At 70.0% G+C, this 19,765-nt stretch carries 13 protein-coding genes; all 13 read right to left on the minus strand.

Annotated elements, in window-relative coordinates; translation table 11 throughout:
- Positions 1–27: 27 nt before the first annotated feature.
- The 13 genes from WMR31_RS01390 to rplJ all read right to left on the minus strand — a co-directional run bounded on the left by WMR31_RS01390 (position 28) and on the right by rplJ (position 19,593).
- Positions 28–1,233, minus strand: coding sequence for a class I SAM-dependent methyltransferase (locus WMR31_RS01390; protein WP_340536978.1), 1,206 nt, complete (start codon positions 1,231–1,233; stop codon positions 28–30).
- Between the two features lie 84 nt (positions 1,234–1,317).
- Positions 1,318–1,839 carry a DUF1648 domain-containing protein gene (locus WMR31_RS01395; protein ID WP_340536979.1) on the minus strand — a complete coding sequence of 174 codons (522 nt, stop codon included), beginning with the start codon at positions 1,837–1,839 and terminating at the stop codon, positions 1,318–1,320.
- Positions 1,840–1,858: 19 nt separating this feature from the next.
- Positions 1,859–3,121: a hydroxyacid-oxoacid transhydrogenase gene (locus tag WMR31_RS01400; RefSeq protein WP_340536980.1), complete on the minus strand. Its 1,263-nt coding sequence runs from the start codon at positions 3,119–3,121 to the stop codon at positions 1,859–1,861.
- 26 nt (positions 3,122–3,147) lie between these two features.
- Positions 3,148–4,023, minus strand: coding sequence for an NUDIX domain-containing protein (locus WMR31_RS01405; RefSeq protein WP_340536981.1), 876 nt, complete (start codon positions 4,021–4,023; stop codon positions 3,148–3,150).
- 332 nt (positions 4,024–4,355) lie between these two features.
- Positions 4,356–5,603, minus strand: coding sequence for a geranylgeranyl reductase family protein (locus tag WMR31_RS01410; RefSeq protein WP_340536982.1), 1,248 nt, complete (start codon positions 5,601–5,603; stop codon positions 4,356–4,358).
- A gap of 316 nt (positions 5,604–5,919) precedes the next feature.
- Positions 5,920–7,179 (minus strand): cytochrome P450, encoded by a 1,260-nt coding sequence (locus WMR31_RS01415; protein ID WP_340536983.1) that lies wholly within the window; start codon positions 7,177–7,179, stop codon positions 5,920–5,922.
- A gap of 19 nt (positions 7,180–7,198) precedes the next feature.
- On the minus strand, positions 7,199–7,744 hold the full coding sequence (locus WMR31_RS01420) for a DUF4232 domain-containing protein (protein ID WP_340536984.1): 546 nt from the start codon (positions 7,742–7,744) through the stop codon (positions 7,199–7,201).
- Positions 7,745–7,851: 107 nt separating this feature from the next.
- A complete protein-coding gene (gene poxB, locus WMR31_RS01425; protein WP_340536985.1) occupies positions 7,852–9,576 on the minus strand; it encodes a ubiquinone-dependent pyruvate dehydrogenase in 1,725 nt (574 codons plus the stop codon).
- Between the two features lie 80 nt (positions 9,577–9,656).
- On the minus strand, positions 9,657–10,367 hold the full coding sequence (locus tag WMR31_RS01430; RefSeq protein WP_340536986.1) for a hypothetical protein: 711 nt from the start codon (positions 10,365–10,367) through the stop codon (positions 9,657–9,659).
- A 207-nt stretch (positions 10,368–10,574) separates the two neighbouring features.
- Positions 10,575–14,462: a DNA-directed RNA polymerase subunit beta' gene (locus WMR31_RS01435; RefSeq protein ID WP_340536987.1), complete on the minus strand. Its 3,888-nt coding sequence runs from the start codon at positions 14,460–14,462 to the stop codon at positions 10,575–10,577.
- 106 nt (positions 14,463–14,568) lie between these two features.
- Positions 14,569–18,024: a DNA-directed RNA polymerase subunit beta gene (rpoB, locus tag WMR31_RS01440; RefSeq protein WP_445321589.1), complete on the minus strand. Its 3,456-nt coding sequence runs from the start codon at positions 18,022–18,024 to the stop codon at positions 14,569–14,571.
- A 414-nt stretch (positions 18,025–18,438) separates the two neighbouring features.
- The gene (gene rplL, locus WMR31_RS01445) at positions 18,439–18,834 is read right to left on the minus strand and encodes a 50S ribosomal protein L7/L12 (RefSeq protein ID WP_340536989.1); all 396 of its coding nucleotides are present in this window, start codon (positions 18,832–18,834) and stop codon (positions 18,439–18,441) included.
- Between the two features lie 78 nt (positions 18,835–18,912).
- On the minus strand, positions 18,913–19,593 hold the full coding sequence (gene rplJ, locus WMR31_RS01450) for a 50S ribosomal protein L10 (RefSeq protein ID WP_340536990.1): 681 nt from the start codon (positions 19,591–19,593) through the stop codon (positions 18,913–18,915).
- Between the last annotated feature and the right edge of the window lie 172 nt (positions 19,594–19,765).

Below are 19,765 nucleotides of genomic sequence, written 5' to 3' on the forward strand. Positions count from 1 at the left end.
GTCCGACACCGATTCGACCGAGCCGAGTCACGAGTCGACCGACTCCAGCAGGGTCGCCAGCCGCGGTCGGAGACTCCAGTCGCCGACCAGCGCGTCGTACTCCTCGCGGACGCCGTCGGGCACCGCGCCGGTGCGCACGGCCCGCAGCATCGTGTTGCGCGGGGTGTGCTGGCTCTCCACGAACTGCACCACGTCGACGCGATAGCCCTGTTGCCGCAGGAGCGAGGCGCGCACGGCGTCGGTGAGGGTGTCGGCCAGCCGCTCGCGCAGGATGCCGTGCCGGGTCAACTCGCCGTACGGAGCCGGCGTGGGCGTGCGTCGCAGCTGGGCGGCGATGTCGTGGTGGCAGCACGGCGCGGCCAGGACGACCGGTGCCTGCCACTCGACCGCCCGGGCGAGGGCTTCGTCGGTCGCGGTGTCGCACGCGTGCAGGGCGAGCACCACTTCGGGGTCGCGCTCGAGGACGGCGTCGGCGATGGTGCCGACGACGAAGCGCGAGTCCAGGCCGAGCCGCTGCGCCACCTCGGTGTTGTGGTCGCGCGACTGCTGCTTGACGTCGACGCCGGTCACCTCCACCGGCAGCCCCCGCACCGTCCCGAGGAAGCGCTGGGCGGCGAAGGTGAGGTAGGCGTTGCCGCACCCGAGGTCGACGATGCGCAGCGGATCCTGGGCGGTCGGGCGGCGCAGGTGACCGCCGGCGCGCGCCTCGGCGACCGTCGCATCGAGCAGGCGCAGGAACTCCTCGACCTGGCGGTACTTCGCCATCCGGCTCGGCTTGATCCGGCCGTCGGCACCGGCGAGTCCGAGGGCCCGGAAGATCGGGTCGTCGGGCGGGAGCAGTCGCTGCTTCTCCCGATCGTGGTCGCGTTCGACGGCGACCGGCTCGGCCCGTCGCGCGGTGTGCATCAGCACCTCGCCGCGCTTGGTGACGCGCACCTGGTGGGTCTCCTCGGCGGCGTCGAGGTGCCAGGTGGCGAAGCCTTCGGCCAGCAGCGCGTCGACGGCGTCGGCAGACCCGGCGCCGACCGGGTGGTTGGCGGTGTGGGCCTGGGTGGCGTCGTAGGAGGTGACCTGGAGGTGCCGCCCGGACTTCAGGTCGACGTAGCGCGCCTCGATCCGGCGCCAACGGGGCTGGGTGCCCTTGCGTCTCCCGGACGCGACCGCCCGGACCAGGGTGGCGTCGTCCAGGAGCGCGGCGCGAAGCCGGTCGCCGCCGTCGACCGGCGCCGTCACAGGATCGCCGCCACGAGGACGATGACGAGCAGGACCGCGAGCGCCACCGGGATCACGAGACGACGGTGGCGCGGGTTCACCCGCTCAGCCTACGGTCCCGTCCTGCTCGGGATCGGGGCGGTAGCGGGTGGTCATCGCCCAGGCCGACCAACCAGCGACGAACACCAGATACAGCCCGAGCGCCACCCAGGCGCCCGCACCCAGCCCCACGTCGTCGCGGGCGGCGCGGCCCACCATGGCCACGACCACGGTGAGCAGCAGGAGGGTGGCGATCGCGAGGACGTCGATGTCGGTCGCCACACGGCCGCGCAGGACGGCCTCCCGCTCGGGCGTGGCGGTCCACCACCGCTTGTGCGGCACGTTGAACCACTGCAACGAGGCGCGCCTGACCGCCCAGGCGCAGGTCGCGAACACCGCGAGGACCAGGATGCCCGTGCCGACGAACACCAGCACCGCCTCCGTGCGCGAGCCGTAGCGGTCGGCGCTCCCCGATCCGTCGAAGTGCAGGGGAACCCGGTCGGGCAGAGCGAGCGAGACCACCAGCACCACCCCGGCGTAGGCCAGGATCGCGCCGAGGTAGAGCCCGCGCAGGGCGAGCTGACCCATCAGAGGGCGCCCTCCTGGATCACCAGTGCTCCATCGACCCGCGGAACACCCCTGCGAGGTCGTCGGGCGTGACCTCCTTCGGAGCGGTGGCAAGGAGCCGCTGCTGCTTGAGGGAGCCCTCGACGAGGTCGTCGACGTCGGCGTCGCCGAAGCCGATCTCGGCCAGGCCGTTGGGGATGCCGATGTCGCGCATCAACCGGCTCAGCACTCCGGGCAGGACGTCGGGACCGTCGCCCTCCGCGGCCGGGTCGAGCAGCCGGGCCGCACGCAGGTGCCGCTCCGGGTTGGCGTCGAAGGTGAACCGGAACGCCTCGGGCGCCGTGAGCGAGACCGCCATGCCGTGCGGGACGATGGCCTCGTCGTCGGGGTAGCCGTCGGGGCGATAGCCGCGCACCCGTCCGGCGATCGGGTAGGCGTTGGCGTGCGGCACGTGCACTCCGGCATTGCCGAAGCCGAGGCCGGCGAACGTCGCGGCGAGCGCCATGTCGCCGCGCGCGTCGACGTCGTCGCCGTCGGCGACCGCGCGGCGGAACGAGCCCGCCAGGAGCGACATCGCCTTCTCCGACCACATGTCGGCCACCGGGTTGGCACCGCAGTAGGGCACCCGCTGCTCGGGCTGCTTGGCCTCGAAGTCGCCGAACCAGCGCGCGGTGTAGCTCTCCAGCGCGTGGCTGAGGATGTCCATCCCCGAGGCGGCGGTGACCATCGTCGGCTGGGTGAGGGTGAGCGCGGGGTCGACGACGGCCAGGCGAGGTCGCAGGGCGACGTGGCTGATGCCGGTCTTCACCTTCAGCGACAGCACGTCGAGCACGCAGATCGTCGTGCTCTCACTGCCGGTGCCGGTGGTGGTGGGGACGGCGATCAGCGGGAGCAGCGGCTTGCTCGGCGCCAGCGCCTTCCCGACCGGCGCGTTGATGTAGTCCATCAGCTCGCCCGGATTGGTGGTGAGCAGGTTGACGGCCTTGCCCGTGTCGATCGAGGAGCCGCCACCGACGGCGACGATGGCGTCGAACGGTCCGGCGTCGCGCGCGAAGTCGATCGCCTCCTGGAGGGACTCGTCGGTCGGCTCGACGTGGGCGCCGTCGAAGACGGTCACCTCGATGCCCTGGGCCCGGATCTGGTCGGCGATCCGGTCCGGATGCCCCGTGGCGGCGACACCGGGATCGGTGACGAGCAGGGCGCGGCGGGCCCCGAAGGTCGCGAGGTCGTGACCGACCTCTGCGGAGGCGCCGGCCCCGAACTTCAGCGCCGGTGCGGCATAGGTGAACACCGTTTCGGTCATGCCGTCCACAGTAGCGCCGACGGGGGTCAGCGGGCCGCGAGCGCCGATCGGACGACGTCGAGCACGGGCCGTGTCCCCGACTCGATCTCCGAGACCGGCACCCAGGCGACGGCGTCGGTCGTGCCGTCGGCCTCCACGACCCGCGGCTCGCCGTCCTCCACGTCGGCGGCGAAGACCAGGTGCACGCCGTGGAAGTCCTCGTCGCGCCCGGTGGGACCGCTGCCTCGCACCACGACGTCGTCGACGGCGACGACCGGTCCGACCGTGCACGTCAGGCCGCACTCCTCTGCGACCTCGCGCGCCAGCGCGTCCTGTGGCGACTCGCCGTGGTCGACGCCGCCGCCGGGCAGGGTCCACCAGCCGACGTGGTAGCCGCGTGCCGAGATCCGGGTGAGGAGGACCGCATCGACAGGGTCGGTGCGGCGCACCAGCGCATAGGCGGCCACCCGCTGCACGGTGCGCGGCGCGTAGGCGGCCAGCGCCTGCTGCACCAGGGACACGGTGGGGATCGTGCCGTCCAGGACCTCGGAGATCGGCTTCCAGGCGGCGTCGACGGTGGAGCCGTCGACCTCGACGACCCGCGGCTTCGGCGAGTCGAGCGGCACCCAGCCGTCGTAGACGATGCGCAGGGAGTGGGCATCGACGCGGCGGCCTCGCCGCCAGGTGTCCGGCAGGTGCAGGGAGTAGGTGCGGGCGGTCTCGCCGATGCTCACCGACAGCCCGGTCTCCTCGTAGACCTCGCGCACGACGGCGTCGCGCGGGTCCTCCCCGTGGTCGAGTCCGCCGCCGGGAAGCGTCCACAGCTCCGAGCGCGAGACCCGGGGCGCGAGGCGGCTCAACAAGATCTGGTCGTCGCGCACGATGATCGCGTAGGCCGCGACGCGCTGCACCTGCTCGACCATGCGCTCCACCCTAGACGGGCGCCCGAATCGGGCCGCCGGAGGTTGAGCAACCGAGCACCGGCCCCCGCCGGAGCTCGAGCGAACCGACACCGGGCCCCGCCGGAGCTCGAGCGAACCGAGCACCGGCCCCCGCCGGAGGTTGAGCAAGCGAGCACCGGCCCCCGCCGGAGGTTGAGCAAGCGAGCGACAGCCAGCGAGCGCCGACGAAACCCCGGCAACCGAACCTGCCAACGTTCCCGAGGAGCTTGCGAGGTTTCGTCGGCGCCGGTCAGGCTCGTTCCTCGCCTTCCCGGCTTGCTCAACCTCCGAGGAATCGCACCCCCGGCAACCGCCTAGCTGAACGGCGGACGCTCGTCCCGCGCGAGCGAGCGGCGTCCGGCCCAGCGCCAGACGCGGGCGGCGCGGTCGCGGTCCTCGTCGGTGACCAGGTTGCCCATCCAGCGCAGCGCGAGGGTCATCAGCCAGTCCGAGCGCATGCCGGCCGGGCCGAGCGTCGGCAGCAGGCGCGGCACGGTGACCAGGCCGGCCAGCCGGCGGGCGATCGAGAAGGCCTCGCCGTAGTGCTCACGGAGCAGAGCGGGCCACACGACCGAGAGGTCGCCGTCGGGGCCGGCGTCGTCGAACACGTCGAAGAGCACCCGGCCGGTCTCGAGGCCGTAGTCGATGCCCTCGCCGTTGAGTGGGTTGACGCAGCCCGCGGCGTCACCGATCAGCGCCCAGTTGCGCCCGGCGACGTTGCTGACCGCTCCGCCCATCGGGAGCAGCGCGGAGGTCTTGGCCCGCAGCTCGCCGTCGAGCTCGAACTCATCACGGCGCTCGTCGGCGTAGAAGTCCATCAGCGGCTTGATCGCCAGGTCGGCCGGGCGCTTGGCCGTGGCGAGGGTGCCGACGCCGAGGTTCACCTCGCCATTGCCCAGCGGGAAGATCCAGCCGTAGCCCGAGAGGATCTTGCCGTCTTGTCCGCGCAACTCGAGATGGCTGCTGATCCACGGGTCGTCGGACTTCGCCGAGGCGACGTAGGACCGGCCCGCGACCCCGTAGACGGTGTCGCGGTGCCACTCGCGGCCCAGCACCTTGCCCAGCGGCGAGCGGACGCCGTCGGCCACGACTAGCCGTCGGCACGCGATCTCGAAGGTCTCGCCGCCCTGCTTGAACACCACGGCAGCGACCCGGTCGCCGTCGCGCCGGACGTCGACCGCGCGGGCGCCGTCGATGCCCGAGGCGCCGGACTTCAGGGCCGTGGTGCGCAGGTGGTCGTCGAGCTCGGTGCGCGCCACCGCGCTGCCCCAGTCGGGCAGCGTGCCGCCGGGCCAGGGCAGGTGCAGGCGCTGGCCGAAGCCGTGTGCGCGCAGCCCGTGGTTGACGGTGTGGGCCCGCAGCCAGTCCTCCAGGCCCAGGCGCTGCAGCTCGCCGATCGCGCGCGGGGTGAGGCCGTCCCCGCAGGTCTTGTCGCGAGGGAACACCGCCGCGTCGGCCAGGACGACGTCGAGCCCGGCCCGCGCCGCCCACGCCGCGGCTGCGGATCCTGCCGGGCCGGCGCCGACGACGAGGACGTCGGTCTCGGTGGGGTGCGCGCTCACGCCGCGATTGTCTCAGGGACCCCCGGCGAACTCCGAGTCGGCGCTCGCCCGGCCACTGGCGCGGTGGGCTGGTTCGGAGGTTGAGCAAGCTAGAAGGCGAGGAACGAGCCCGACAGCGCCGACGAAACCTCGCAAGCAACCTCGGGAACCTTGGCAGCCACGGTCGCCGGGGTTTCGTCAGCGCTCGCTGGCGCTCGCTTGCTCAACCTCCGGCGGTGGGCCGGGTCGGCTTCCCCGCGTTCCGTCGCCGCTCGCTTGCTCAACCTTCGGCGGTGGGCCGGGTCGGCTTCCCCGCGTTCCGTCGCCGCTCGCTAGCTCAACCTCCGGCGGCAGATCTGACTTGCCCGCGCGTCGCGTCGGCGCTCGCTTGCTCCGGCTCCGGCTGCGGGGTCGCGGCGGTGGGGGTGAAGCGGATCGGGAAACGCAGCGCGCCGGTGTTGCCCGAGACCGGCAGCCACTCCCCCGATCCGTCGGGGACGGCGTCGGGCATCCGCTGGGCCAGCAGCGGCAGGGCGGCGGACATGTCGGTGCGGGCGACGAAGTGGCCCAGGCAGTGGTGCACGCCGCCGCCGAAGCCGAGGTGCATCGGATGGGTCTCGGTGATGTCGAAGGCGGGCTCGGGCATCGCGGCGGGGTCGGTGCCGGCGGCATGCGAGAGCACCTGGACGATGCCGCCGGCGGGGATGTGCAGGCCGTGGAGATCGACGTCCTCGATCGCCTCCCGGGTGATCCAGGTGACCGTCGGGTTGACCCGCATCACCTCCTCGACGGCGTTCGCGCCGAGCTCGGGGCGCCCGGCCAGCAGGCGCCACTGGTCGGGGTGCTTCAAGAGCGTCTGGAGGGCGAGGCCGAGCTGGTTGCGGGTGGTCTCCATGCCTGCGAACGCGAGGAACACCAGGGCCACCGAGAGCTCGCGGCGGGACAGGGCGTCGTCGTCCTCGTGCGCGGCGATGAGGGTGCTCACCAGGTCCTCGCGCGGCGCGACCAGCCGGTCGGCGATCACCTCCTCGACGTAGCCGGTCAGTCCCTCGAGTGCGGCCTCGATGCGTGGGAGGTCGGACTTGATGGCGATGCCGAACGACTTGCCGAGGTCGTCGGCCCAGTGCGCGACCCGCTCCCAGTGGGAGTCGGGCAGCCCGAGCAGCAGGCACAGGATGCGCGAGGCGTACGGCTCGGCGAACTCGGAGATGAACTCCACCTCGCCGCGCGGGGCGAAGCCGTCGATCAGCTCGTTCGCCAGCGCCTGGAACGTCGGCCGCATCGCCTCGATCGTCTTGTTGCGGAAGGCCGGGTTCAGCAGGCGGCGCAGCCGCAGGTGGTCCTGCCCCTCCAGGCTGAGCAGGGTCTCCTTCCACCAGTCGGAGAAGAGACCGGAGTGGATGCCGTTCTGGGCCGGCCACTTGGCGTTGCCCTGCTGGAAGCGGCGGTCCTTCAGCAGGGCCGAGGCCTCGGCATAGCGCAGCACCGCATGGCCGTAGCTGGTCTCCACGTACCAGTGGTCCTCCCGCGCGGCATGCACCACCGCCGAGGTCACGTCGAACGACGGATCGGCCAGGTCGAAGTACGGCACCGACATGGCCGCATGCTAGTAGCGCCTACCCGGCCTTGCGGTAGGGCTTGTGACCGAGCAGGTGCACATCGGTGTTCGCGCATCCGACCGTGCGGTGCTTGACGAACTGCGAGACGGTCTCGTTCGGGATGTAGACCCGGAACCCGTCGACGGCGCGGGGGCGGCAGGTGCGGCGCGGGTAGTTGTTGGCGTCGACGGCGTCGACGAGACTCACCGCCCGCTGCCCGGGCTGGAGCACGATCGTGCGCACCTTGCCCTTGTCGCGGTCGGCGGCAGCGCCGATCTGGGTGCCGTCGCCCCCTCCGACGTAGGAGAGGCCGCCGTAGCCGCCCGTGGTGCAGGCGTGGTCCGACACGTTGCGCAACCGGATCACTCCGTACTGGTGGCCGGCTCCGGCGTCACGGGCGCGGTAGGAGGCCTTGAGGTCGGCGTTCACGCACGCCGGGGTCACCGCCGCCGAGGCGGTGGAGTCGGCCGGCGTGGACGCGCCGGACGGGACGACGGTCGCCACGGTTCCGCCCGCGGCGAGGGCGGCCGTCGCGGCCAGGGTCAGGGCGAGCTTCCTCATCATGATCATCTCCTTCGGATGCCCCGGTCTGGGGCTGCAGGTGTGACGTCCGAGGCGGCCGCGCGGTTGTGGCCGCACGGGTGAGATTCTGCTGAGAAGCCGGGGTCGTGTCAGAACAGCTGGCGCCAGTTCGCGCGCGCCAGGTCGAGCAGCTCGTCGCCGCGCCCCGACATCACCGTACGCAGGGCGTAGAGCGTGAAGCCCTTGACCTGCTCGGCCGAGATCGACGGCGGCATCGAGAGCTCCTGACGCTCGGTGACGACGTCGAGGAGCGCCGGTCCGTCGTAGGCCAGCACGTCGCGGACGGCGTCCTCCAGCTCCGAGGACTTCTCGACCCGGCGGGCGTGGATGCCGAGCGAGTTGGCCAGCGCGGCGAAGTCGGGGTTGGCCAGGTCGGTGCCGTAGGTGACGAAGCCGGCCGCCTTCATCTCCAGCTCCACGAAGTTGAGCGAGGAGTTGTTGAACACCACCGTCTTCACCGGGAGCTTGTTCTGGGTCAGCGTGATCAGCTCGCCGAGCATCATCGTGAGACCGCCGTCGCCGGACATCGAGACCACCTGCCGCTTCGGAAGCGCGATCTGCGCGCCGATCCCGTGCAGCAGGGCGTTGGCCATCGAGCCGTGGTTGAACGAGCCGATCAGCCGGCGCCGCCCGTTCATCCGCACGTAGCGGGCCGCCCACACCACCGGCGAGCCGACGTCGGCGGTGAAGATCGCGTCGTCGGTGGCGTGCTGGTCGAGCAGCCTGGCGAGGTACTGCGGGTGGATCGGGCGACCGTCCTTGGCCGGGACGGCGAGCTCGTCGAGCTTCTCCCGGGTCTTGCGGTAGTGCTTCAACGCGTCGTCGAGATGCTCGCGGTCGGTCTTGCGCTCGACCCTCGGCAGCACGCCGCCGGCGAAGGCACCGACGTCGCCGACCAGGCCGAGGTCCAGGGGTGCGCGCCGACCGAGCTGGGCGCCGCGCAGATCGACCTGGATGGTGGTGGCCTTCGGCGGATAGAACTGCTGGTAGGGGAAGTCGGCACCGAGCAGCAGCAGGGTGTCGGCCGACTCCATCGCCCGGTAGCCGGAGGCGAAGCCGAGCAGGCCGGTCATCCCGACGTCGAAGGGGTTGTCGCCCTCGATCCACTCCTTGCCGCGCAGCGTGTGCACGATCGGGGCGGCCAAGGCGTCGGCCAGCGCGACGACCTCGTCGTGGGCGCCCTCCACGCCGGCGCCGGCCATGATCGTGACCCGCTTGCCGCGGTTGAGGAGCTCCGCCGCGCGATCGAGCTCGGACGGCGCCGGCGTGACGATCGGTGCGGTGCGCTCGATCCGGGTGACCCGGGTGTCCTTCGCCTCGGCGAGGGCCACGTCCCCGGGGATCACCACCACCGCGACGCCGCGCTCCTCGATCGCGGTGCGCATGGCGATCTCGAGCACCCGCGGCATCTGGGTGGGCGAGGCGACGTACTCGGCGTAGACGCTGCACTCGCGGAACAGCTCCTGAGGATGGGTCTCTTGGAAGTAGGTGCTGCCGATCTCCTCGGTCGGGATCTGGGCGGCGATCGCCAGGACCGGGACCCGCGTGCGCTGGGCGTCGAAGAGCCCGTTGATCAGGTGCAGGTTGCCCGGACCGCAGGATCCGGCCACGACCGCGAGATCGCCGCTCACCGAGGCGTCCGCCGCGGCCGCGAAGGCCGCGGCCTCCTCGTGCCGGACGTGCACCCAGCGGATCGAGCCGTCCTTGCGCAGCGCGTCGGTGAAGCCGTTCAGTGAGTCGCCGGGGATCCCGTAGACGCGTTCGATGCCGTTCGCCTTCAAGACGGCCACCATGTTCTCGGCGATCGTGGTCATGGAAGTACCTCCCGAGTGGGTGCGATCCGGTCCATCGGCAGTCTGGCACCGCGGACGCCGCCCGTACGCAGCGGGTGGGCTCAACGAAGTGCTCGGCGCAGCTTCGCGACGGTGTCCAGGTCTTGGACGAACGCGGCGGCGTCCGGCGCGAAGACGAAGTCGAGCCGGCCGGAGGGGTCGACGGTGGCGACCGAGCGGGGCGGGTCGGGAAGCACCCGAGCGCCGCCGTGCCACTCGGGTCCGGTCGGGGTCGCCCACGACAGGATGAGAACGCGGCCCAGTTCCTCCAGACAGCGACCGACCTCCTGCGCGTCCTCGCCGGTGTCCGAGTTGCCCATCAGGGTCCAGTCCACGACGACCGACCCCACCGCATCGCCGAGCAGCGTCTGCTCGGCCTGGACAGTCGCCTCGAGGTCGCGCCAGTCGGCCGCCGGGTCGTCGAAGTCGACGACCCTCGAGCTCGGAGCGCCCTCGGTCGGAGCCTCACCGGTCTCGTCGAAGCCCCGGCCGGCTCGCGTGGTGATCGTGCCGACCACCACGCTGTCCACCGTCCGGCCTCCCGCCACCATCTGGGCGAGGGTCTCGTAGGGCCGGTAGACGGCGCCCGCGTCGGGCTGCTGCACGTTGTGGCGAAGGACGTCCGCGCAGTCCTGGACGTTGTCGCTCGGCTCACTCGGGGTGGCCTCGGGGCGGGACGACGACTGGCCCTCGTCGGTCGCGTCACCGCAACCGCTCAACGCCAGCAGCGCCAGCGCCGCGGCGGTCGCCCACAGTCCGTGTCTGGTCCTCATGCCCGGCCCCCGTCTCACTTGTGGTGACCCTAGGACGGACTGCCGCCCCGAGTCGGTTCCCTCCGGTCACGATTCCGCCACGACGTTGGCATCGCTGGTCGCAGCCGGCCCTCGGGATCGCCGAGTCGGCGCCTGTCCAGAGGATGCAGCAGGGCCCCGCCCCGCAGCGCCGCTACGCGGCACAGCGGGACGGGGCCCTGCGTGCGATCAGTTCTGATACGACCCGAAGTCGAAGTCGTCCAGGGCGACAGCCTGACCCGAGCCGGTGCCGCTGAACTCGTAGTCGTAGTTGTCGTAGCCGGTGACGGAGTACGCCGCCGCGCGGGCCTCCTCGGTGGGCTCGACCCGGATGTTGCGGTAGCGCTCCAGACCGGTACCGGCCGGGATGAGCTTGCCGATGATCACGTTCTCCTTCAGGCCGCGCAGGCTGTCGGAGCGGCCGTGGATCGCGGCGTCGGTGAGCACCCGGGTGGTCTCCTGGAAGGAGGCCGCCGAGAGCCACGACTCGGTCGCGAGCGAGGCCTTGGTGATGCCCATGAGCACCGGACGACCCGAGGCCGGCTTGCCGCCCTCGGAGACCACACGCCGGTTCTCCTCCTCGAACAGCACCCGGTCGACCAGGTCGGACGGGAGCAGGTTCGTGTCACCGGACTCGATGACGGTGACCCGGCGCAGCATCTGCCGCACGATGATCTCGATGTGCTTGTCGTGGATCGACACACCCTGCGAGCGGTACACGTTCTGCACCTCGTCGACCAGGTGCTCCTGGGCGCGACGGACGCCAAGGATCCGCAGGACGTCCTGCGGCGACTCGGTGCCGACGACCAGCTTCTGGCCGACCTCGATGTGGTCGCCGTCCTGGACCAGCAGGCGCGAGCGCTTCGAGACCGGGTACTCCTGGACCTCCGAGCCGTCGTCGGGGGTCACGAGCACCTTGCGGGCCTTGTCGGTCTCGTCGATCTCGACGCGGCCGGCGGCCTCCGAGATCGGGGACAGACCCTTGGGCACCCGGGCCTCGAACAGCTCGACGACGCGGGGCAGACCCTGGGTGATGTCGTCGGCCGAGGCCGAGCCACCGGTGTGGAAGGTCCGCATCGTCAGCTGCGTGCCGGGCTCACCGATCGACTGGGCGGCGATGATGCCGACCGCCTCGCCGATGTCGACGAGCTTGCCGGTGGCCAGCGAACGGCCGTAGCACTTGGCACAGGTGCCGGTACGGGCGTCGCAGGTGAGCACCGAGCGCACCTTGACCGTCTCGATGCCGGCCGCGATCAGCTCGCCGATCTTGACGTCGCCGAGGTCGCCGCCGGCCTCGACCAGCACCTCGCCGGTCTCGGGGTGGACGATCTCGACGGCCGCGGAGCGGGCGTAGGCGGCGGTCTCGGCGTTGTCGTCCTTGCGGACCACACCGTCCTCGCCCCGCACGCCGATCACCTTCGGCAGACCGCGCTCGGTGCCACAGTCGTCCTCACGGATGATGACGTCCTGCGACACGTCGACCAGACGACGCGTCAGGTAACCCGAGTCGGCCGTCCGCAGCGCCGTGTCGGCCAGACCCTTGCGGGCACCGTGCGTGGCGATGAAGTACTCCAGGACCGTGAGGCCCTCGCGGAAGTTCGACTTGATCGGGCGCGGGATGATCTCGCCCTTCGGGTTGGCCACCAGGCCACGCATGGCCGCGACCTGCCGGATCTGGTTCATGTTTCCAGAAGCACCGGAGTTGACCATCACGAAGATGGGGTTGGTCCGGTTGTGCTCCTCGAAGTTGTCCTCCATGGCCTTGCCGACCATGTTGGAGGCCTCGGTCCAGATCTCGATGAGCTCCTGACGACGCTCCTCGTCGGTGACCAGACCACGCTCGAACTGCTTCTGGATCTTGGCGGCCTTGGCCTCGAACTCGGCCAGGATCTCGGCCTTGTCGTCGGGGGTGACGACGTCGTCGATCGAGACCGTGACACCCGAGTGGGTGGCCCAGTAGAAGCCGGTGTCCTTGAGCGCGTCGAGCGAGGCGGCGACCTCGACCTTGGTGTAGCGCTCGGCGAGGTCGTTGACGATCGCGCCGAGGGCCTTCTTGCCCACCTCGTAGTTCACGAAGGGGTAGTCGGCCGGCAGGGTCTCGTTGAACAGCGCGCGACCCAGCGTGGTCTCGAGCGTGACCGTCGTCGGCTCCCCGGTGAAGTCGGGGTGGTCCAGCGGCGGGACGACGTCGTCGAGACGCACCTTGATCTGGCTCTGCAGCGCGAGCTCGCCACGGTCGAAGGCCATGATCGCCTCGGCCACCGAGGAGAACGCCCGGCCCTCTCCCTCGCCGCCGGGGCGGTCGGAGGTCATGAAGAACAGGCCGATGATCATGTCCTGGGTAGGCATGGTCACCGGACGTCCGTCCGAGGGCTTGAGGATGTTGTTGGTCGAGAGCATCAGGATCCGCGCCTCGGCCTGAGCCTCGGCCGACAGCGGCAGGTGCACCGCCATCTGGTCGCCGTCGAAGTCGGCGTTGAACGCCGTGCACACGAGCGGGTGGATCTGGATGGCCTTGCCCTCGATCAGCTGCGGCTCGAAGGCCTGGATGCCGAGGCGGTGCAGCGTGGGCGCCCGGTTGAGCAGCACCGGGTGCTCGGTGATGACCTCCTCGAGCACGTCCCAGACCTCGGGACGCACGGCGCGCTCGACCATCCGCTTGGCGGACTTGATGTTCTGCGCGTGGGAGAGGTCGACCAGCCGCTTCATCACGAACGGCTTGAACAGCTCGATCGCCATGTTCTTCGGCAGACCGCACTGGTGCAGCTTGAGCTGCGGACCCGACACGATGACCGAACGACCCGAGTAGTCGACGCGCTTGCCGAGCAGGTTCTGCCGGAAGCGGCCCTGCTTGCCCTTGAGCATGTCGGACAGCGACTTCAGCGGCCGGTTGCCCGGGCCGGTGACCGGACGACCGCGACGGCCGTTGTCGAACAGCGAGTCGACGGCCTCCTGCAGCATCCGCTTCTCGTTGTTGACGATGATCTCGGGCGCGCCGAGGTCGAGCAGCCGCTTGAGGCGGTTGTTGCGGTTGATGACGCGGCGGTACAGGTCGTTGAGGTCGGAGGTGGCGAACCGGCCACCGTCGAGCTGCACCATCGGACGCAGGTCCGGCGGGATGACCGGGACGGCGTCGAGCACCATGCCGCGCGGCTCGTTGCCGGTCTTGCGGAAGGCGTCGACGACCTTGAGGCGCTTGAGGGCGCGGACCTTCTTCTGGCCCTTGCCGGTGGCGATGGTCTCGCGCAGCGACTCGACCTCGGCGTCGATGTCGAAGTTCTCCAGGCGCTTCTGGATCGCCTGGGCGCCCATGTGGCCCTCGAAGTACTTGCCGAACCAGTTCTTCATCTCGCGGTAGAGCAGCTCGTCGCCCATGAGGTCTTGGACCTTGAGGTTCTTGAAGGTGTTCCACACCTCCTCGAGACGGTCGAGCTCGCGCTGGGAGCGGTCGCGGATCTGCTTCATCTCGCGCTCGGCACCGTCGCGCACCTTGCGGCGCTGGTCGGCCTTGGCACCCTCGGCCTCGAGGGCCGCGAGGTCCTCCTCGAGCTTCTTGGTGCGGTCCTCGATCGCGGTGTCGCGACGCCGCTCGAGCATCTCGCGCTGCTGGACGACCTTGGCCTCGAGCGAGGAGAGGTCGCGGTGGCGCGCCTCCTCGTCGACCGAGGTGATCATGTAGGCGGCGAAGTAGATGACCTTCTCGAGGTCCTTCGGGGCGAGGTCGAGCAGGTAGCCCAGCCGCGACGGCACACCCTTGAAGTACCAGATGTGGGTGACCGGGGCGGCGAGCTCGATGTGGCCCATCCGCTCACGGCGCACCTTGGAACGGGTCACCTCGACGCCGCAGCGCTCGCAGATGATGCCCTTGAAGCGGACTCGCTTGTACTTGCCGCAGTAGCACTCCCAGTCCCGGGTGGGACCGAAGATCTTCTCGCAGAAAAGGCCGTCACGCTCGGGCTTGAGCGTGCGGTAGTTGATGGTCTCCGGCTTCTTGACCTCGCCGTGGCTCCAGGTGCGGATGTCGTCCGCGGTGGCCAGGCCGATCTTCAGCTGATCGAAGAAGTTAACGTCGAGCACGTGGCTGCAACCCTTCGGTAGTTCTGAGAAAGAAAGTTGGTGGGGTTGGGGGCGGAGCCCGGTGCCCTACGCGTCCGCGGTGCGGTTCGCGCGGGGCACCGGGGCCTCACACCTCTTCGACCGAGCTGGGCTCGCGGCGGGACAGGTCGATGCCGAGCTCCTCGGCGGCGCGGAAGACGTCCTCCTCCGCGTCACGCAGCTCGATCTGCGTGCCGTCCTGGCTGAGCACCTCGACGTTCAGGCACAGCGACTGCATCTCCTTGACGAGCACCTTGAACGACTCGGGGATACCGGAGTCGGGGATGTTCTCGCCCTTGACGATGGCCTCGTAGACCTTCACGCGTCCGGGGACGTCGTCGGACTTGATCGTCAGCAGCTCCTGGAGGGCGTAGGCGGCGCCGTAGGCCTCCATCGCCCAGACCTCCATCTCACCGAAGCGCTGGCCACCGAACTGGGCCTTACCGCCGAGCGGCTGCTGGGTGATCATGGAGTACGGGCCGGTCGAGCGAGCGTGGATCTTGTCGTCGACGAGGTGGTGGAGCTTGAGGATGTACATGTAGCCCACCGACACCGGGTCGTGGAAGGGCTCACCGGAGCGACCGTCGAACAGGTGCGCCTTGCCGGTCTCGTCGATCATCCGGACGCCGTCGCGGTTGGGGATCGTCGAGCCGAGCAGGCCGGTGATCTCGTCCTCGCGGGCGCCGTCGAAGACCGGGGTCGCGACCTTGGTGTTGGGCGCGGCCTTGTCGGCGTGGATGTCGATGAGGCGCTGCTTCCAGTCGCTGTCGGACTTGTCCTCGGACAGGTCGAGGTCCCAGCCCTGCTTGGCCAGCCAGCCGAGGTGGAGCTCGAGGATCTGCCCGATGTTCATCCGGCGCGGCACGCCGAGCGGGTTGAGCACGACGTCGACCGGGGTGCCGTCCTCCATGAACGGCATGTCCTCGATCGGCAGGATCTTGGCGATGACGCCCTTGTTGCCGTGGCGCCCGGCGAGCTTGTCGCCGACCGAGATCTTGCGCTTCTGGGCCACGTAGACGCGGACCAGCTGGTTGACGCCGGGCGGCAGCTCGTCGCCGTCCTCGCGGTCGAAGACGCGGACGCCGATGACCGTGCCGGACTCACCGTGCGGCACCTTCATCGAGGTGTCGCGCACCTCGCGCGCCTTCTCGCCGAAGATCGCGCGCAGCAGCCGCTCCTCCGGGGTGAGCTCGGTCTCGCCCTTGGGCGTGACCTTGCCGACCAGGATGTCGCCGGTGGTGACCTCGGCGCCGATGCGGATGATGCCGCGCTCGTCGAGGTCGGCCAGCATCTCCTCGGAGACGTTGGGGATGTCGCGGGTGATCTCCTCGGGGCCCAGCTTGGTGTCGCGGGCGTCGACCTCGTGCTCCTCGATGTGGATCGAGGTGAGGATGTCCTCCTGCACCAGGCGCTGGCTGAGGATGATCGCGTCCTCGTAGTTGTGACCCTGCCAGGGCATGAAGGCGACCAGCAGGTTGGTGCCCAGCGCCATCTCGGCGTCGTCGGTGCACGGACCGTCGGCGATCGGCGAGCCCACCTCGACCCGGTCGCCCTCGGCGACCAGCGGACGCTGGTTGATGCAGGTGCCCTGGTTGGAGCGCCGGAACTTGGCCAGCTTGTAGGTGGTGTAGGTGCCGTCGTCGTTCATGGTCTCGACCAGGTCGGCCGAGACCTCCTTGACGACGCCGGCGTGCTCGGCGACCACGACGTCACCGGCGTCGACGGCTGCGCGGTACTCGATGCCGGTGCCGACCAGCGGGGAGTCGCTGGTGATCAGCGGCACCGCCTGACGCTGCATGTTGGCGCCCATGAGGGCGCGGTTGGCGTCGTCGTGCTCGAGGAACGGGATGAGCGCGGTGGCGACCGAGACCATCTGCCGCGGCGAGACGTCCATGTAGTCGACCTCGTCGGCCAGGATCTCGGAGACCTCGCCGTCGCGCTGACGGACCAGCACCCGCTCCTCGACGAACTTGCCCTCGGCGTCGAGCACCTGGTTGGCCTGGGCGATGACGAAACGGTCCTCGTCGTCGGCGGTGAGGTAGTCGATCTGGTCGGTGACCTGACCGTGCTCGACCTTGCGGTAGGGCGTCTCGACGAAGCCGAACGGGTTGATCCGGCCGTAGGAGGCCAGCGACCCGATCAGACCGATGTTGGGACCCTCAGGGGTCTCGATCGGGCACATGCGGCCGTAGTGCGAGGGGTGGACGTCGCGGACCTCCATGCCCGCGCGGTCGCGGGAGAGACCACCGGGACCGAGCGCGGAGAGCCGGCGCTTGTGCGTCAGGCCCGCGATCGGGTTGGTCTGGTCCATGAACTGCGAGAGCTGCGAGGTGCCGAAGAACTCCTTCAGCGCCGCGACGACCGGGCGGATGTTGATCAGGGACTGCGGCGTGATGGCCTCGACGTCCTGGGTGGTCATCCGCTCGCGCACGACGCGCTCCATGCGAGCCAGACCGGTGCGGAGCTGGTTCTGGATGAGCTCGCCGACGGTGCGCATGCGGCGGTTGCCGAAGTGGTCGATGTCGTCGGGGCCGACCTCGATCGGACCGGCCGGCGCCTCGACCTCCTCGCGACCGTCGTGCAGCGCGACGATGTACTTGATCGCGTTGACGATGTCGGAGATGGTCAGCGTCTGCTGGTCGAAGGCCTCGGTCAGGCCGAGCTTCTTGTTGATCTTGTAGCGACCGACCTTGGCCAGGTCGTAGCGCTTGGGGTTGAAGTAGTAGTTCTTCAGCAGCGTGAGGGCGGCCTCACGCGTGGGCGGCTCGCCCGGGCGCAGCTTGCGGTAGATGTCGAGCAGCGCGTCGTCAGGACCCTGGGTGTGGTCCTTCTCCTCGGTGAGCTGGATCGACTCATACTGGCGCAGGTCGGCCATGACGGCCTCGTAGTCGTAGTCCTCGCCGGTGTCCTCGGCGATGGCCTGCAGCGCCTTGAGCAGGACGGTGACGTTCTGCTTGCGCTTGCGGTCGAGGCGGACGCCGACCAGGTCGCGCTTGTCGATCTCGAACTCCAGCCAGGCCCCGCGCGAGGGGATCAGCCGCGCGGTGTAGATGTCCTTGTCGGAGGTCTTGTCGGCCGAGCGCTCGAAGTAGACGCCGGGGCTGCGGACCAGCTGGGAGACGACGACGCGCTCGGTGCCGTTGATGACGAAGGTGCCCTTGGGGGTCATCAGGGGGAAGTCGCCCATGAAGACCGTCTGGCCCTTGATCTCACCGGTGTCGTTGTTGGTGAACTCGGCCGAGACGTAGAGCGGCGCGGAGTAGGTGAAGTCCTTCTCCTTGCACTCGTCGACGGAGTACTTGGGGTCGTAGAAGACCGGGTTCTCGAACGAGAGCGACATCGTCTCGGAGAAGTCCTCGATCGGCGAGATCTCCTCGAAGATCTCGGTCAGACCGGACTTGCTGGAGACGTCCTCGCCCTCGGCGAGGCGGCGCTCGACGACGGCGTTCCACTTCTCGTTGCCGACCAGCCAGTCGAAGCTGTCGGTCTGAAGGGCGAGGAGCTGCGGAACCTCGAGCGGCTCGGTGATCTTCGCGAATGAGATCCGGCGGGGATCGCCGGTGTTCGGGTGGTTCGAGTTGGAGCTGGTGGTGCTGGCAGAGGAGCTGCGCGCGGCCAAGAGAGATCCTTCGTCAGACGCGTGGGAGAGCGCCGGACCACCACAGCATCGCCACCGGGCAGGCAGATGAGTATTTGAGGGCAGGCGCAATGCGCCACACTACACCATCTGAAGGCGCGCCACAATAGCAGCCTGCGCCATTTTTCTCAGCGGATCGACGAGCGTGTCCCGACTATGACCCGCCGGGGGCTTCGGGTCAAGCACTTCGGCCCAAAACCGCTCGTTGCGGCCCGGGTCCCCGGTGACGGCCCGGAACGCCGCGAGGCGGCCACCCCGAAGGGTGACCGCCTCGCGGTCGACGCCTCCCGACCGGGAAGCGTCGGCGTCAGGTGCCGTAGGTCACTTGAGGGTGACGGTGGCGCCGGCGCCCTCGAGGGCCTCCTTGGCCTTCTCGGCGGCGTCCTTGTCGGCCTTCTCCAAGACGGCCTTGGGCGCGGACTCGACCAGCTCCTTGGCCTCCTTGAGACCGAGCGAGGTGAGGGCGCGCACCTCCTTGATGACGTTGATCTTCTTGTCGCCGGCAGCCTCGAGGATGACGTCGAACTCGTCCTGGGCCGCAGCGTCGTCGCCGCCGGCAGCGGCGCCACCGGCGGCACCGGGGGCAGCGGCCACGGCGACCGGGGCGGCGGCGGTGACGCCGAAGGTCTCCTCGAACTGCTTCACGAACTCGGAGAGCTCGATCAGGGTCATCTCCTTGAAGGCGTCAAGGAGCTCGTCGGTGCTGAGCTTCGCCATGATGGCGTTCCTTCCATTCGGTGGCTCCGCCGCGATGGGCGTCGGGGCCGGGTTTCAGGTGGTGGGGTGATGCCTGGATCAGGCGTCGGTGGTCTCGGCGTCGTCGGCAGCGGCGTCGGCGGCCTCCGCGGCGGGAGCGTCGTCGGACGCCTCCTGCGCGGGGGTCTCCTCGGCAGCGTCCTCCTGCGCCGGGGCCTCCTCGGCGGCGGCGGGCGTGCCCGCACCACCTGCGAGGATCGAGGGGTCCTCCTCGGCCTTGGCCTGCAGCGCACCCGCGAGACGGGCGGCCTGGGCCAGCGGCGCGTTGAGGAGGTAGACGGCCTGGGAGAGCGAGGCGAGCATCGCGCCCGCCAGCTTGCCCAGCAGCACCTCGCGCGACTCGAGATCGGCCAGCTTGGCGATCTCGGAAGCGTCGAGGATGGCGCCGTCGAGAACTCCACCCTTGATGACAAGGGCGGGGTTCGCCTTGGCAAAGTCACGCAGACCCTTGGCCGCCTCGACGACGTCGCCATTGATGAAGGCGATCGCGGTCGGGCCGACCAGGAGGTCGTCGAAGCCGCTGATCCCCGCCTCGTTGGCGGCGATCTTGGCCAGCGTGTTCTTGACCACGGCGTAGTCGGCGTTCTCACCGAGGGAGCGGCGCAGGTCCTGCAGCTCCTTGACGGTGAGGCCGCGGTATTCGGTCAGGACGGCACCGGCGGCGTCGTTGAATGACTCAACGATCTCCGCGACGGCGGCCTGCTTGTCTGCCCGCGCCATGGGTCTCCTTCCGGACGGAGAGACCACCCCCGGACACCGGTGGAGAATGACGAACGCCCCGAGCACAGGGCTCAGGGCGTGGACTCCATCGCTGGAGCGTTGACTCTGAATCCTGCGCTGGCCGTCCGCATCTTTCGCGGCACCTTCGGTCGGACTGCATGCACAGCCCGGC

Source organism: Nocardioides epinepheli (genome assembly GCF_037936805.1).
In the GTDB taxonomy this organism is placed as follows: domain Bacteria; phylum Actinomycetota; class Actinomycetes; order Propionibacteriales; family Nocardioidaceae; genus Nocardioides.

Coding starts and splice junctions, on each gene's coding strand:
- poxB (WP_340536985.1), bottom strand. CDS start 9,576: ATGACCACGATCGCCGAGAACATGGTGGCCGTCTTGAAGGCGAACGGC.
- WMR31_RS01430 (WP_340536986.1), bottom strand. CDS start 10,367: ATGAGGACCAGACACGGACTGTGGGCGACCGCCGCGGCGCTGGCGCTG.
- WMR31_RS01405 (WP_340536981.1), bottom strand. CDS start 4,023: ATGGTCGAGCAGGTGCAGCGCGTCGCGGCCTACGCGATCATCGTGCGC.
- WMR31_RS01395 (WP_340536979.1), bottom strand. CDS start 1,839: ATGGGTCAGCTCGCCCTGCGCGGGCTCTACCTCGGCGCGATCCTGGCC.
- rplL (WP_340536989.1), bottom strand. CDS start 18,834: ATGGCGAAGCTCAGCACCGACGAGCTCCTTGACGCCTTCAAGGAGATG.
- WMR31_RS01400 (WP_340536980.1), bottom strand. CDS start 3,121: ATGACCGAAACGGTGTTCACCTATGCCGCACCGGCGCTGAAGTTCGGG.
- rplJ (WP_340536990.1), bottom strand. CDS start 19,593: ATGGCGCGGGCAGACAAGCAGGCCGCCGTCGCGGAGATCGTTGAGTCA.
- WMR31_RS01415 (WP_340536983.1), bottom strand. CDS start 7,179: ATGTCGGTGCCGTACTTCGACCTGGCCGATCCGTCGTTCGACGTGACC.
- WMR31_RS01420 (WP_340536984.1), bottom strand. CDS start 7,744: ATGATGAGGAAGCTCGCCCTGACCCTGGCCGCGACGGCCGCCCTCGCC.